The sequence below is a fragment of the Brevundimonas sp. FG128 genome (assembly GCF_057809775.1).
On sequence record NZ_JBMDKP010000002.1, the window covers coordinates 456,241 to 470,315 of the forward strand.

The following is a 14,075-nucleotide window of genomic DNA, read 5'->3' on the forward strand; positions in this document are numbered from 1 at the left end:
GTCCATACGGATGATCCTGAAACGAAAACGACCGGGAAGCCGAAGCCTCCCGGTCGCAAGGTCGCAGCCTGTTTCTGGATCAGAAGCGGGCGGTCAGGCTGACCGAGGCGCTCTGACCCAGGTCGTAGTTGTTGACCCGGATCTTGTTCCCAAGCTCCTGATATTCGTCGAACTCGGTCCCCAGCAGGTTCCGCAGTTCCAGGGCGAAGCCCATGTCGCGGGCCATGACGGTGAAGTCCTTGCGATAGACGAAGTCCAGGAAGACGCCGGGCTCCTGGATGAAGTCCGGTTCACGGCCGCTGCCGACGCCTGCGCCACGCGCGGTGATGCGATCGCTGACGTAGTTGACGATGATCGTCGCCTGCGACCGGGCGGTGTCGTCTTCCCAGCCCAGTTGCAGGTTGGCGACGTGTTCCGACTGGCCCTGGAGACGGCTGCCGTCCTGGATGAAGAAGGACGCCTGCTCCGGCGTGCCGGCCCCGCCCAGCGTCAGGACGGTGTCGTCCTCGCCGACCTTAACCTCGGAGTCCGAATAGGTGTAGTTGGCCTGCACCAGCCAGCGCTTGTTGGCGATGAAGGACATGCCCTGGTCGGGGAACTCGAAATACTTCTTCACCTCGACCTCGGCGCCCATGATGGTGGCCTTGGGCGCGTTGAGGAAGGATTGCTGACGCTGGTTGCCGACATCGACGATGACGGATTCAACCGGCTTATCCAGGTCCTTGTAGAAGACGCCGGCCGTGATGAACTGCTGGCGGGCGAAATACCATTCGTACCGCGCATCCAGGTTCAGCAGTTCGGTGTCCACCAGATAGGGGTTGCCGATGAAGATGCGGTCGCTTTCCGGGTCGGTATAGGCCTGGGGCGCCAGTTCGCGGAACTGCGGACGACCGATCGTCTTGGAGGCGCCGAAACGCAGTTGCTGATCCTCGGCGAAGTTCCAGGTCGCCGTGAACGACGGCAGCCAATACTGCTCGTCGATCTCGGTGGCCTCGAAGGTCGAGGCGCCGCCGAACAGATCGCGCGGCGTCACGCTCTGCTGACCGTCCTCGAAGCGAACGCCGACCGTGGTGCGGACCAGCGGAATGATTTCCGCATCGACCATGGCGTAGGCGGCGTTGACCTGCAGCTCGGCGTCATAGGCGCTGGCGCCGTTGCTGCCGGCGATCTCACGCAGCTGCAGGGTGTTCGGGTTGATGTTGTAGTCCGAGAAGAGATAGTCGATCCGCGAGTGACGCTGATCGTCCGTCAAACCGTTGACCGCCTCGAACTGAAGGTCGTGACGCGAGGCTTCGCGGTTGTTGTCCAGTGAGGCGACGCCGGCGCTGATAATGGCTTCACGCGCCGACGACAGCGGCAGGGTGTAGGCCACATCGACGCCGCCGGAGACGATGTCGTCGTCCAGTTCGCTGAACGAGATCAGATTGCCCTGGACGTTATGGATGAAAGCGCCGTCCGCATCGACGCCGTACTGGAAGCGCGATTCATAGGGAGCGTCGCGCGACGTCTTGGCGTAGGCCGCGCGCCAATCGACTTCCAGGGAGCCGTCCATGAAGTGGTGCTCGCCGGCCAGTTGGCTGCTGAACAGCTGGCGAACGAACCATTCGGTATAGTCGTTGCGGATCACGCCGCCGCCGGCGTCGAAGTCCGGTCCGGCGACCGTGCGAGCTTCCTTGGACGTGTTGCGGACGTAGAAGTTGGTCCACTTCACCTCATGGTCTTCGTTCGACAGCGACAGGCCGCCGAGGAAGTTCAGGCGGATGTCGTTCTGGTAGGATTCAACGGCATAGGTGGAGACCGGCACCAGCACGTCGCCCTGGAACTGGCCTTCTTCCTGGACGCCATTGCGGGCGCGCCAGCTGTTGTCATATCCCGCGACAGCCACGACGCCCAGGGTGCCCAGGCCGGTTTGCTGCGAGAAGCCGCCGGCCAGTTCCACGCCGCCGTCGATCGGCGTCTTTTCACGCTGCAACAGACGCAGGGGCGCGTTCACCAGCGACTGCCCCATGGTCTGGAGCTGGTCGGCCGAGAAGTTGGCGGTGTTGATCTGCTTGCCCTGGTCGAAAGCGATGCTGATCGCGCCGGGCACTTCGCGGGTGTCGTCGTCAAAGCCCGTGAAGTCGCTGCGCGAGCCGAAGTAGATCAGGTTTTCCTTGCCGGTCGACTCGGTGTTGCCGGCCAGCGAAAGCTTCATGTTGAAGAAGGGCTCGGTGGGCGCGTCGATGGTGTGCAGGTCGATGACGCCGCCGCCGAACTCGCCGGGGAAGTTGGGCGAATAGGTCTTCTGGACCGTCACGCCCGCCAGGATGCTGGAGGGGAACAGGTCCAGCGGCACGACGCGTTGCAGTGGTTCGGGGCTGGGCAGCGGCGAACCGTTCAGCAGGGCGGAGGAGTAACGCTCGCCCAGGCCGCGCACATAGATGAAGCGCCCTTCGACGATCGACAGGCCCGTGACGCGGGTCAGGGCGGCGGCGGCGTTGCTGTCGCCGGTCCGTTCCAGATCCTCGGACGTCAGAAAGGCCGCGACCTCGGAGCTTTCGCGGTTGAGTTCGGGAATGTAGCGTCCCAGGACGACGATCTCGCCGACGTCGGTCGCCTGTTCCTGGACCTGTTGGGCCGGGGTCTGCGCGGTCGGGGTCGTCGCGGGGGCGGTTTGGGCGAACGCCAGGCCAGGCGCGATCAGCGCACTGCTGGCGAGAAGGACCCCGCTCAGGGTCAGAGTAAGTCTATTCATGGTCTGCGCCTTGAAGGGGTCGGGAAACGCGAAGAACCGGCGGCGACCCCATGGTCGCCGCCGGCGCTGTCATCGTCAGCAGGTGGAGCCGGCAGTCAGGCCGCAGGTCCAGCCCTGCCACCAGGTGTCGGACGCGTTCTGGACGGCGCCGATGTAGGTGGTGGTGTCGAAGAAGGCGTAAACCGTCTTCGCGTCGACCGGCGTGACGCCGTTCTCGTTGGCCCCGTTGATGAAGGCCAGGTTCTGGTTCGAGATGGTCGTGCCCGAGGTCGGGGCGGTCAGGGTCGACGTGCCAGCAGCGGTCACATTGGTGTTGCGGGCGTTGGTGAACACGGCCGTCGAGCGCGCCACGTTCGCCGGACGGTAGGAGACCGCGCAGGACATGTAGATCGAACGCAGCGACGGCGTCGTACCGCCGTCGAAGCTGGTCTGCGTGTCGGCGTCTGCAATGTCGAAGCAGCCGGCGACCGAACCCGCCGTCGAGGTGGCGACGATGTTGATCAGGTTCGGGTTGGTGCCGGTGTCGAAGTGCATGACCGTGTGGGCGTCGATCGGCGCGTTGCGGCCGACCAGGGTCCAGTTGGCGATCTTCGGCTGCGACAGGTAACGCGAGGCGTAGGCCGTCGAAGCCGGGGCGGACGAGAACTCGAAGCCGGCCGAACGGCTGGTCGAGTTCGGCGCACGCTGGGTCACGATGCCGAACTGGGCGCCGCCGCGCCAGCCGGTGTCGGTGTCCAGGCCGTCGTCGTCGGCGCCGTTGATGACGATGTGCTTCAGGTTGGCGAAGCCGCCGAAGATTTCGATGCCGTCGTCAGAGCTGTTGTACGACTGGATGTATTCCAGGGTCGTGCCCGAGCCGACGCCGGCCAGGGTCAGAGCCTGAAGTTCATTGCCGGTCGAGATTTCGAAGCCCGAATATTTGATCTGGACGTAACGCAGGCGGCCCGAGTTGTCGGCGGGCGTGTTGCCGCCGTAGAAGGCGTTGGTGCCCTCGACCTGGCCGGTGCAGGTGACGGGCGCCGTCAGTTGGCAGTTGGCCTGCGGCGCACGACCGGCGAGGACGATGCCGCCCCACTGACCTTGCGACGTCGCGGTGGTCGAACCCTCGATGTTCTGACGGCTGGTGAAGACGATGGGGTTGGTCGCGGTGCCTTCGGCGAAGATCTGCGAGCCGCGGTTGACGAGCAGATAGTCGCCGCCGCCCGACGCGAAGACCTTGACGCCCGGCTCGATCGTCAGGACGCCCTGCGTGCCGGTCGGCGCCGCCGGGTCAAGTCCGCGATCGGTGCCGACTTCGGTGCGGCCGGTGATCGAATAGATGGTGCCGGCGCGCACGGCGAGGGTCAGATTGCCCAGAACCTGTTGCGGCAGTTGGCAAACGCGCAGGCTGTTGTTGGCGATGGTGCCGACGTTCGACAGGCCCGTCGGGCAATCCGCCGCAGGCGTGCCCGGCGCGGGCGTTCCGCCACCACCACCACCGCCGCCACCGCCGCCGCCGTTTCCGTAATCGCCTTCTCCAGGCGAGGCCACTTCGGCGGAACCGCAGGCGGCGAGCGCGAGGGCGCTGCACGCCGTCACAAGCAGGGTTTTCATCTGAAGGCCGGTCATCGTCAGTCCACCGTGTGTCTGGTCAAAGAGCTACGGCAGGGGACGTCCGAGCTTATGCCCGGCCGCAACGACGTGATCGCCCCTCCTGCCCGGCTACAGTCATTAGGGTCTGGTTGTGACGGCGCATGCGCTGGATCATGAAGGTTCGACGGAGGTTTTGAGGATGATCGACGGCGCTTTTACGAAAACCGATCCGGTCGCCGACGATAAAGACGATCGCCTCCTAGCAGGCGCCTCTCCGGCTCAGGACGGCCGGGATCGTCCGGGCCAGGATCATAAGATAGACGCGGAGGGACGCGTTCCTGACCAGCCAGACATCCATGGCCACGCGACGGGCATAGGCCACGTCGTTACGGCCGGAAATCTGCCACAGGCCGGTCAGACCGGGCCGCACCGCGCAATAGGCTTGCAGACGTCGTCCATAAAGTTTCGCCTCGTCCAGCACGATCGGGCGCGGCCCGACCAGGGACATCTCCCCCCTCAGGACGTTGATCAGTTGGGGCAGCTCATCCAGGCTGGACAGCCGCAGCACGCGCCCCAGCCGGGTCACGCGGGCGTCGCGCCTGAACTTGCGCGCCGCCGCCCATTCTTCATTCATCATATCGGGCAAGCGGGCCTCGGCGTCGACGGCCATCGACCTGAACTTCAGGCAGTCGAACAGTTCCCCGCCCCGCCCCAGCCGCGCCTGTCGAAACAAGGCCGACCCGCCGTCCTGCCCCCGGATCGCCAGGGCCGTCAGAGCCATCAGCGGAAGAAAGAACAGGAGCGCGGCCAGCGAAACGACGACGTCGAGCGCGCGGATCCACCGCGCCTGATCGCCCCCGCGTCGAGACGTGTTCGGACGCACCCGCGCCTGCCGCCGCCCAGCGGCCTCCGCCATCGCCATCTGTCCACCCTCCCCGGCGGACTATTTCTCAAGGTTGCAATCTTGGCAACTCGTCATGCGTTTACGTCCTGAACACGCAAGACCACACTTCTTGACCGGCGACGTTTTCGCCATCATAGGTTGCATCGTGTCCGCCAAACCCTCCCGCCCGTCGCGCCGTCTCGCCTCTCCGGCGGACGTGCGCCTGAAGCGATCCTCCACAGAGCCCCGCTGGTCGGGAAAACGCTCCGTCGGCCTGCTGGTGGGGCTCAGCCTTCTGCTGTGGGCCGCGATCGCCGGCGGGGTCTATCTGCTGGTCCGCCTGGCGCTCTGATCAGTCGCCGCCCCATCGGCTCAGGCTGACGGCCATGCGTCGTCCCTCCACCGTCACCGTCCCGGTCAGGACGGGCGTCTGGTCCCCCAGGTTTCGCCGCGCCGTGGCCAGCGCGCCCTGGTCGAGACGCGCCTGAAACTGGACCACTCCGCCGTCAGGCGTCGCGCCCCTCATCTGCACCGCATCGTCGGTGACGACATAGGCCTCGGGCGTGATCCGCGCCTCCCCGTCCGGCCCGGTCAGCGTCAGCAGCAGCGGCGGCGCCGTGCGATCTCCCGCCTCCCACCTGACGAAGGCCGCCGCCTGCCCGATGAACAGCGACGTCGTTCCGCCCTCCGCATCGGGCGCCGAGCGATATTCTCCGGAGACGTCCCCGCTCAGCCGATGACTGAACGCCGCGGCCGCAGGGGGCGGGCTTGCCGGTACGGGCGCCCTCGCCTCCCGCCTTTCACACGCCCCCAGCGCCAGCACGCAGAGCGACAGCGCCGCCGCCAGCCGACGCATCACCGGTCCATCGCCCTGTCCAGCGCCTCGTCCAGTGCCCGGAACCCGGCGATGGCGATCTCGGTCGCGCTGGTGAAGACGGCCGGGGTGATCCGCTCGAAGTCGTCGCTCGGGCGGTGATAGTCGGGGTGATAGTCCACGCCCATATAGAGGAACGGCACGCCCGCCTCGTGGAAGGCGCCGTGGTCGGACGCATCGACCCAGTTGTTCTCGCCCGTATCCTGCGGCGTGTCCTTGCCGAAGGCGAACGAGACCGGCCCCTGCGGCGCGACGGCCTCCAGAATGGGGCGCAGTTGCGGCTGCTGATAGGTCCCTGTGACCCACAGATGACCGTCCGTCTCGGCCCGCGCCGTCATGTCGAAGTTCAGGTTCAGGCTGATGGACGACAGCGGCACCGGCGGCGCCCGCACGAACTCGCGCGCCCCCAGCAGCCCCCGCTCCTCGCCGTCCAGGGCGACGATCAGCACGCTGTGTTCGGGCGGGTTCGCCTTCAGCCGCGTCGCCATCTCCAGCATCGTCGACACGCCCGAGGCGTTGTCGTCCGCGCCGTTGTAGATCTGGCCGCCGCTGACGCCGACGTGATCATAGTGCGCCGTCACGACGATATAGCGATCCGGAACCCGCGTACCCGGTATCAGCCCGACGATATTGACCCCGCTGAAGGCCTTCACCCCCTCGGCCGTGCGACCCGAGGCCTGGAACGGCTGCAGCCGTCCGAACGGTGGCGCCTGCACCCCGATCGCCTCCAGCCGAGACACGATATAGGCCCGCGCCCGCTCGCCGCCCGGCGATCCGGTGTCGCGCCCCTCCATGTCGTTCGCCGACAGGATGCGAACGTCCTCCAGCAACTGGCTCGGGCCCGTCTCCACCGCTGCGGCGGGCGTCGGCGCGACCGGAGCGGCGGGCGCGGCGACACACCCGCTCAGCACCAGGGCGGCGGTCAGGAAGATAGGAAAAGGCGATCGATTCATGCAGGCTCCGAGGCTGGGTCGTCAGCCTAGCGTCCCTTCCCCCGGCCGTCAGCATACGGTTCTGTCATGCAGGCGCCGCCGCAGATGATAAGACGATCCTCATGGCCCCGACGATTCCCTCACCCGTTTCCATCGACGCCCTGACGCCGGACGCGGCGGCCGAGGAGCTTGCCTGGCTGGCCGACGAAATGGCCCGCCACGACGCCCTCTACGCCGAGGCGGCGCCCGAGATTTCCGACGCCAACTACGACGCCCTGCGCGCCCGCAACCTGGCGATCGAGACCGCCTTCCCCGACCTGATCCGCCCGGATTCCCCGTCCAACAAGGTCGGCGCCGCCGTCTCCACCCAGTTCGCCGAGGTCCGCCACGGCTTGCCCATGCTGTCGCTGGACAACGCCTTCGACGAGGGCGAGGTGCGCGACTTCGTCGCCCGCATCGCCCGTTTCCTGAAACTGCCCGCCGACGAGCCCATCGCCTTCGTCGCTGAGCCCAAGATCGACGGCCTGTCCGCCAACCTCCTCTACGTGGACGGCCGACTGACCATCGGCGCCACACGAGGGGACGGCCGCACCGGCGAGGACGTCACCGCCAATCTGAACACCATCGCCGATGTGAAACAGACGTTAGCCGGCGACGACTGGCCCGACCGGATCGAAATCCGGGGCGAGGTCTACGCCCCCACCGACGCCTTCGCCGCCTTCAACGCCGCAGCCGAGGCCGAGGGCCGCCGCACCTACGCCAACCCGCGCAACTTCGCCGCCGGCTCCCTGCGCCAGAAGGACGCCCGGATCACCGGCAAACGTCCGCTGAACTTCTTCGCCTACGCCTGGGGCGAACACTCCAGCGACTTCGCCGAGACCCAGTGGGAGGCCCTGCAAAAGCTCAAGGCCTGGGGCTTCCCCGTCAACGCCCGCTCGCGCCGGGTCGAGGGCGCCCAGGGCCTGATCGCGGTCTATCGCGAACTGGAACGCGACCGCGCGACCCTGGGCTATGATATCGATGGCGTGGTCTACAAGGTGGACCGCCTGGACTGGCAGCGCCGTCTCGGCTTCGTCGCCCGAAGCCCCAGATGGGCCATCGCCCACAAATTCCCCGCGCAACAGGCGACCACGGTGCTGGAAGGCATCGACATCCAGGTCGGCCGCACCGGCTCCCTGACCCCAGTCGCTCGCCTGCATCCGGTCACCGTCGGCGGCGTCGTGGTCAGGAACGCCACCCTGCACAATGAAGACGAGATCGAACGTCTGGACGTCCGCATCGGCGACACCGTCCGCCTGCAACGCGCCGGGGATGTCATTCCCCAGATTCTGGGCGTCGTCCCGGACCTGCGTCCCGCCGAAGCCGTCCCCTATGTCTTCCCCGACAAATGCCCGGTCTGCGGCTCCGAGGCGGTGCGTGAGGGCGACGAGGTCAAGCGCCGCTGCACCGGCGGCCTGATCTGCGACGCCCAGATCGTCGAACGGCTCAAACATTTCGTCGGCCGCCGCGCCTTCGACATCGAAGGCCTCGGCGAGAAACAGCTGGTCGCCTTCAATGCGCGCGGCTGGATCAAGGAGCCCGCCGACATCTTCCGCCTGGCCCGCGACGAAGCGCGGCTGAAGGAGCTGGAACGCGAAGACGGCTATGGCGAGACCAGCATCCGCAACCTGGTCGCCGGAATCGACGCCCGCCGCGTCATCTCGCTGGACCGGTTCCTGTTCGGCCTGGGCATACGCGACATCGGCGAACAGACCTCCATCGTCCTGGCCCGCGCCTTCGAGAGCTGGCCCGCGCTGAAGGCCGCCTGCCTCCAAGCCGCCTCGGGCGTGCCCTCTGACGCCTGGACCACACTTGCCGCCGCCCACGCCATATCGCCGCGCGTCCTGACCCTGATGGCCGAGGCGACGCCCCCCGCCGCCGATCCCTGGCCCGACGCCACGATGGATATGAAGATCAGCCAGGCCTTCCCCGGCATGGCCGCCCCCGCCCGGCGCTCGCTGGCCACGATGGTCGACGACTGGTCCGGCCTGGTCGAACTGGCCCGTGTGGCGCGCGAGGAAGGCCCGTCCGAAATCCTGAACCAGATCGCCGGCGTCACCGGCGTCGGCCCCGTCGCCGCCCTGGCCCTGGCCCACTTCTTCCACGAGCCGCACAATCTTCAGGTCGTCGCCGCGCTCGAGGCCGAACTGACCGAAATCCTCGACGCCGAACGGCCCAAGTCCGACACCCCGGTTGCAGGCAAGACCGTCGTCTTCACCGGCGCCCTGGAACGCTTCACCCGCGACGAGGCCAAGGCCCGCGCGGAAAGCCTGGGCGCCAAGGTCTCGGGCTCCGTCTCGAAAAAGACCGACTACCTCGTCGCCGGCCCCGGCGCCGGCTCCAAGCTGAAGGACGCCGAAAAACACGGCGTCCAGGTCCTGACCGAAGACGAATGGCTGGCCCTGATCGGCTGAAACGGCGGGGAAAGCGCCAGCCATCCTATTTCGGCTTAAAAACCGTCGCGGGATCAGCGGCTTGAAGATTTATCACGCCGCAAACCCAGCAGGCCCTCGAACGGGCTTATAATCTCGTCCAGGTCTTTGACATCGCCGCCGGACATCCCTGACGCACCGGCCTCGGACGCCGAAAAGTGCACGAAAGTGCACTGCTTTTTTATTGTGGCGGCATCGTGCACATTTCATCATGACGCCCGCTCCAAACCTTCCCTAAGGTCCGGTTTTCATTGCGATAAGGTGATCGGTTCAGCCTTGTTTTGAACCGAAACCCGGACCACCCTGCATCTCAACGGGTCGGCGAACCGATCCGAGCAAAGGGAACGACCATGAAGACCAAGATCCTGCTGGCCGCCGCCGCCCTGGCGACCGCCCTCGCCTCTCCCGCCCTGGCCGGCGACCCGACCGGACTGTGGCAGACCCCCACCAACGGCGGCCAGGTCCGCATCGCCCGCTGCGGCCAGGCGCTGTGCGGCACGCTGGTGACCTCGGACCACATCCGGGCCGACGCCAACGCCCGCGACCAGCACAACCGCAACGCCGACCTGCGCGGCCGCACCCTGCGCAACCTGCCCATGCTGACCGGCTTCACCGGCGGCCCCACGGAATGGCGCAACGGCTCGGTCTACAACCCCGCCGACGGCGGCACCTATCGCGGCACCATCACCATGACCAACGACAACAGCCTGCGTCTGCGCGGCTGTATCATCGCTCCCCTGTGCAAGACCCAGACCTGGACCCGCATCCAGTAGGCCACGCGCCCTAACGGACAGAGGCCCGGTCGGATCGCTCCGGCCGGGCCTCTTCATGGACGCCGTCGTCGTCTCAGCGGTTCAGGGCCGCCCGCGCCGCCTCGGCGTAGCGGTGGCCGACCGCCGCCCCCTTGGGGAAGACCGCCTCGATGCGCGACAGGTCTTCCGGGCTCAGGGCGATGTCTGCGGCGGCGACATTCTGCTCCAGCGTGGCGACCCTTCGGGTGCCGGGGATGGGAACCAGATCCTCGCCCTGCGCCAGCACCCAGGCCAGCGCCAACTGGGCGGCGGTGACGCCCTTGTCTGCGGCGATCGCCTTCACCGCCTCGACCAGATCCAGGTTCTTCTGGAAGTTCTCGCCCATGAAGCGGGGATTGCTGCGGCGGAAGTCGTCAGGCGCCAGATCGTCGATGGACCTGATGTCCCCCGACAGGAAGCCGCGGCCCAGCGGGCTATAGGGCACGAAGCCGACGCCCAGCTCGCGCACGACCGAGAACAGCTCTTCCTCCGGCTCGCGGCTCCAAAGCGAGTATTCGGTCTGGAGCGCCGTGATCGGATGGGTCGCATGGGCCTTGCGCAGGGTCTCGGGCGCAGCCTCCGACAGGCCCAGGAACCTCACCTTGCCCTCGGTCACCAGCTCGGCCATGGCCCCGACCGTCTCCTCGATCGGCGTGTCCGGATCGACCCGGTGCAGGTAGTAGAGATCGACGTGATCGACGCCCAGGCGCTGCAGGCTGCCTTCGATGGCGCGGCGGACGTTCGCGGGGCTGCCGTCGATCATCAGCTTGGAGCGGTCGGCGTTGTAGTTGATGCCGAACTTGGTGGCGATGAAGGCTTCGTCGCGCCGATCCTTCAGCGCCTTGCCGACCAGCACCTCATTGGTGTGCGGGCCATACATCTCGGCCGTGTCGAACAGGGTGACGCCCAGATCCAGCGCGCGGTGGATGACCGAGATCGACTGGGCCTCGTCGCCGCCGCCGTAGAAGGCGCTCATGCCCATACAGCCCAGCCCGATGGCCGAAACCTCGGGTCCGTTCGGACCCAGTGTGCGCGTCTTCATGTGGCGCTCTCCTGTCGATGTAGGGGATCGGCGAACCTGCCGACTATCAGGAGATGGTCGCGGCGGCGGCGGGCTTCAAGCCCGTCCGCCCTTTGCGATGGTACCGCCTCTCAGGCTTGAACTGAGGACCTCCGGTTCCACAAACCGGCGCTCTAACCAACTGAGCTAAGGCGGCCCGCGCATCGCGAGGGGCGTTCTCTACCGGTCCTGAGACGGGCGATCAAGCAGCTTGATGACATTTCGTCATGAGATATCGACCGACCCCACCGCAAACGAAAAACGCCCCGGAGATTGCTCTCCGGGGCGTCTGTTCTGATCGCCTTTCGGCTCACCCGAGGGTGAAGGGCACCCGGACGCGGAAGGTCGCGTCCTGGGCGGCGCCGTCGACGGTCCGCGGGGACAGTTGTCCACGCTGAACCACCCGAATGGCGGCGCGGCCGAAGCCCATACCCGCAGGCTCTTCCGACACCACGCGGCAGTTCGCCGGGGAACCGTTGGAGCGCGCGGTGCACTCGACAGTAGCCGATCCGCTGATCTCGCGTTCCAGGGCTCGCGACGGGAAGTCGTTTGCGGTCGGACGCGGCTGGCGCGCCCACTGGACGTTCGTGATCGTGGACGGACGCGGCGGAGCCGGAGGCGCGGGCGGCGGCGGCGGTCCCGGGATGTTCACGGGCGGACCCGTGTATTCAACCCGATCTTCCTTCTTCGTCGGCGTAATGTTCACCGGCGGGGGCGGAGTCACGTTCGGAACCGGAGCCGGCACACGCACCTGAAGCTTCGGCGGCGGCGGCGTATCGGTCGGCGGAGGCGGGGGCGGCGGAGGCGGCGGAGGCGGCGGAACCGGCTCGACCAACTCAACCTCGACCGACTCGTCGACGTAGTTGAATTCCTTCAGCTTGAACTTCGACTGTTGCAGGAAGAACAGCAGAAGCGCGAACAGGATGGTGACGACCAGAAGGCAGACCAGCAGCACAGGGGTCGGAACCCCCATGAAGCCCTTCTTCTTCGGCGCGTCATAACGACTGCGGTGATAAGTGACGTCTGTCATTGCACCTCGCCCTACTGCGTAGACTGGTCTTCGCCGACCAAGGCGACGCTGTAGAAACCGTTGTCCTGGAGGGCGTTCATGACCTGCATGAAGTCGCCGTACCGGGTGTTCTGGTCGCCACGAATGAAGATGCGCTCATCGGCCGGATTACGGCTTCCGATCTGCTCCTTCAGGTCTTCGCCCAACGTGGAGGTGCTGGAGCGGAAGTCCCCGACGAAGACGTCGCCATCGTTCTGGATCGAAATATAAACCGGCTTGGGCGGATTGGGCGCCGGCTTGGCGACTGCAGAAGGAAGTTCCACCGGCACCGACACGGAGGCCAGAGGCGCGGCCACCATGAAGATGATCAGGAGAACCAACATGATATCAACGAAAGGCGTAACGTTGATATCGCTGTTGGCCTCGATCTGGTACTTCCCACCGCCGCCTGATGAAAGCTTGGCGGCCATCCGTCTTATGCTCCCTTGTCGAGTTGACGCGAGATGCCGTTGATCAGTTCAGCGTTGAAGCCGTCCGCACGCGTGCCGTAGGCCGAGATGCGGGTGTTGAAGTAGTTGTAGAAGATAACCGCGGGGATAGCGGCGAACAGGCCGATACCGGTGGCGAGCAGGGCTTCAGCGATACCCGGAGCAACGACGGCAAGGTTGGTCGTGTTGGATTCCGCGATGCCGATGAAGGAGTTCATGATGCCGTACACGGTGCCGAACAGACCGACGAACGGACCGGTCGAACCGACGGAGGCAAGGAACTGCTGGCCGCCCGACAGGCGCTTGGCCAGACCGGCTTGAACGGCCGAGACGGCGGCTTGAGCGCGGCCCAAGGCCGACTCTTGGTGATCACCGACAACCGAGAGGCCCGATTGACGCGACAGTTCGATTTCCTCGGTGGCCGCAGCGGCCATATCGGCCAGCGGGTTGCCGTCGAACTCTTCCGAGGTTGAAACGGCGCGCATGTCCGCGATGGTGCGGGCGCCGCGGAAGTTTTCGAGGAAGGCGTCCGTCTTGCGGTTCAGAGCGCCGAACTCGAACAGCTTGATGAGCAGCAGGGTCCACGAGAAGATCGAGGCCAGCAGCAGGCCGGCCATGACGACCTTAACGACGACCGTGGCTTCCATGAACATGGAGATCGGGGTGATGCCGCCGCTGTGACCGCCGCCGACGGCTTCACCGACGGATGCGGGATCGGCTTCCGGGGTCGCCGGAGCGGCAGGGGCCATAGCCGCAGATGCGGCGGCCGGAGTTGGCTCGGTCGGCTCTTGAGCCAGAACCGGCGAGCTCGCCATCAGCGCGGCGGCGCCGGCCATAGCGAGAAGGATGTTCGTCTTTTTGCTGTTCAGCATAATTCGCCAGTTCCTGCTTGGTCTGACTCGTGGAACCAAAGGTGCGGCCATAGTCAGCGACCGCCCCCCAACCTGAAATGTTTCCTTCACCAGGCCCCGCCTTCTTCAAAGAACGCAGCCCGCTGAATACGTGTGGCGTGCGATCCGGTTGCCCGGTCGATCACCGTGGTGAACAGATCGTCGGAGTTATTGTCCTCGGACCCGATCAGAACGCCCTCTGGGAGGGCGTCCCAACCCTTTGACGAACCCTTACCGGAGCGTCAAGGGCGAAGCGGCTGATTTCGCCCCATCAGCGAAGATGGGGGCGAACTCTTGCTCTGACAGTCATCAAAACGGCCAAACGCGACATTTTAGTGATGGTGGGGTGCGGGGCGACGCAATCTTGTTTC

Annotated in this window: 12 protein-coding genes and 1 tRNA gene; 3 read left to right on the forward strand and 10 right to left on the reverse strand. The window is 66.2% G+C overall.

The genetic code is table 11. From position 1 onward, the window contains the following. Positions 1-79 precede the first annotated feature (79 nt). The 3 genes from ACODSC_RS06630 to ACODSC_RS06640 all read right to left on the reverse strand — a co-directional run bounded on the left by ACODSC_RS06630 (position 80) and on the right by ACODSC_RS06640 (position 5,222). The gene (locus tag ACODSC_RS06630; protein WP_488812952.1) at positions 80-2,734 is read right to left on the reverse strand and encodes a TonB-dependent receptor domain-containing protein; all 2,655 of its coding nucleotides are present in this window, start codon (positions 2,732-2,734) and stop codon (positions 80-82) included. Between the two features lie 75 nt (positions 2,735-2,809). After that, positions 2,810-4,327, reverse strand: a complete 1,518-nt coding sequence (locus ACODSC_RS06635) for a hypothetical protein (RefSeq protein ID WP_488812954.1) — start codon at positions 4,325-4,327, stop codon at positions 2,810-2,812. A 238-nt stretch (positions 4,328-4,565) separates the two neighbouring features. After that, entirely contained in the window at positions 4,566-5,222 is a 657-nt protein-coding gene (locus ACODSC_RS06640) for a sugar transferase (protein ID WP_488812956.1), read from the reverse strand. Between the two features lie 97 nt (positions 5,223-5,319). On the opposite strand from ACODSC_RS06640, the gene ACODSC_RS06645 reads away from it, so the two are divergent. After that, a complete protein-coding gene (locus ACODSC_RS06645) occupies positions 5,320-5,541 on the forward strand; it encodes a hypothetical protein (RefSeq protein WP_488812958.1) in 222 nt (73 codons plus the stop codon). Here ACODSC_RS06645 and ACODSC_RS06650 read toward each other — a convergent pair whose 3' ends face one another. Then, positions 5,542-6,045: a hypothetical protein gene (locus ACODSC_RS06650; RefSeq protein ID WP_488812960.1), complete on the reverse strand. Its 504-nt coding sequence runs from the start codon at positions 6,043-6,045 to the stop codon at positions 5,542-5,544. After that, positions 6,045-7,016 (reverse strand): M28 family peptidase, encoded by a 972-nt coding sequence (locus tag ACODSC_RS06655; RefSeq protein ID WP_488812962.1) that lies wholly within the window; start codon positions 7,014-7,016, stop codon positions 6,045-6,047. The genes ACODSC_RS06650 and ACODSC_RS06655 overlap by 1 nt, the downstream gene beginning before the upstream one ends. Positions 7,017-7,117: 101 nt before the next feature. On the opposite strand from ACODSC_RS06655, the gene ligA reads away from it, so the two are divergent. Next, on the forward strand, positions 7,118-9,448 hold the full coding sequence (gene ligA, locus ACODSC_RS06660; protein ID WP_488812964.1) for an NAD-dependent DNA ligase LigA: 2,331 nt from the start codon (positions 7,118-7,120) through the stop codon (positions 9,446-9,448). Between the two features lie 368 nt (positions 9,449-9,816). Further along, on the forward strand, positions 9,817-10,239 hold the full coding sequence (locus ACODSC_RS06665) for a DUF2147 domain-containing protein (protein WP_488812966.1): 423 nt from the start codon (positions 9,817-9,819) through the stop codon (positions 10,237-10,239). A gap of 73 nt (positions 10,240-10,312) precedes the next feature. On the opposite strand, the gene ACODSC_RS06670 is transcribed toward ACODSC_RS06665, so the two are convergent. From ACODSC_RS06670 to ACODSC_RS06690, 5 genes are all read right to left on the reverse strand, one after another. Beyond that, positions 10,313-11,299, reverse strand: coding sequence for an aldo/keto reductase (locus ACODSC_RS06670; protein ID WP_488812968.1), 987 nt, complete (start codon positions 11,297-11,299; stop codon positions 10,313-10,315). Positions 11,300-11,397: 98 nt separating this feature from the next. Continuing rightward, positions 11,398-11,474 (reverse strand) — tRNA-His (locus ACODSC_RS06675). A gap of 153 nt (positions 11,475-11,627) precedes the next feature. Continuing rightward, positions 11,628-12,347 carry an energy transducer TonB gene (locus ACODSC_RS06680; protein WP_488812970.1) on the reverse strand — a complete coding sequence of 240 codons (720 nt, stop codon included), beginning with the start codon at positions 12,345-12,347 and terminating at the stop codon, positions 11,628-11,630. A gap of 11 nt (positions 12,348-12,358) precedes the next feature. Then, the gene (locus ACODSC_RS06685) at positions 12,359-12,796 is read right to left on the reverse strand and encodes an ExbD/TolR family protein (protein ID WP_488812972.1); all 438 of its coding nucleotides are present in this window, start codon (positions 12,794-12,796) and stop codon (positions 12,359-12,361) included. 5 nt (positions 12,797-12,801) lie between these two features. Continuing rightward, positions 12,802-13,686, reverse strand: coding sequence for a MotA/TolQ/ExbB proton channel family protein (locus ACODSC_RS06690; RefSeq protein WP_488813456.1), 885 nt, complete (start codon positions 13,684-13,686; stop codon positions 12,802-12,804). Positions 13,687-14,075 lie beyond the last annotated feature (389 nt).

Bases quoted from the DNA above. Each gene is read 5' to 3' on its own strand.
- ACODSC_RS06630 (WP_488812952.1), bottom strand. From the start codon at position 2,734: ATGAATAGACTTACTCTGACCCTGAGCGGGGTCCTTCTCGCCAGCAGT.
- ACODSC_RS06635 (WP_488812954.1), bottom strand. From the start codon at position 4,327: ATGAAAACCCTGCTTGTGACGGCGTGCAGCGCCCTCGCGCTCGCCGCC.
- ACODSC_RS06640 (WP_488812956.1), bottom strand. From the start codon at position 5,222: ATGGCGGAGGCCGCTGGGCGGCGGCAGGCGCGGGTGCGTCCGAACACG.
- ACODSC_RS06650 (WP_488812960.1), bottom strand. From the start codon at position 6,045: ATGCGTCGGCTGGCGGCGGCGCTGTCGCTCTGCGTGCTGGCGCTGGGG.
- ACODSC_RS06655 (WP_488812962.1), bottom strand. From the start codon at position 7,016: ATGAATCGATCGCCTTTTCCTATCTTCCTGACCGCCGCCCTGGTGCTG.
- ligA (WP_488812964.1), top strand. From the start codon at position 7,118: ATGGCCCCGACGATTCCCTCACCCGTTTCCATCGACGCCCTGACGCCG.
- ACODSC_RS06665 (WP_488812966.1), top strand. From the start codon at position 9,817: ATGAAGACCAAGATCCTGCTGGCCGCCGCCGCCCTGGCGACCGCCCTC.
- ACODSC_RS06670 (WP_488812968.1), bottom strand. From the start codon at position 11,299: ATGAAGACGCGCACACTGGGTCCGAACGGACCCGAGGTTTCGGCCATC.
- ACODSC_RS06680 (WP_488812970.1), bottom strand. From the start codon at position 12,347: ATGACAGACGTCACTTATCACCGCAGTCGTTATGACGCGCCGAAGAAG.
- ACODSC_RS06685 (WP_488812972.1), bottom strand. From the start codon at position 12,796: ATGGCCGCCAAGCTTTCATCAGGCGGCGGTGGGAAGTACCAGATCGAG.
- ACODSC_RS06690 (WP_488813456.1), bottom strand. From the start codon at position 13,686: ATGCTGAACAGCAAAAAGACGAACATCCTTCTCGCTATGGCCGGCGCC.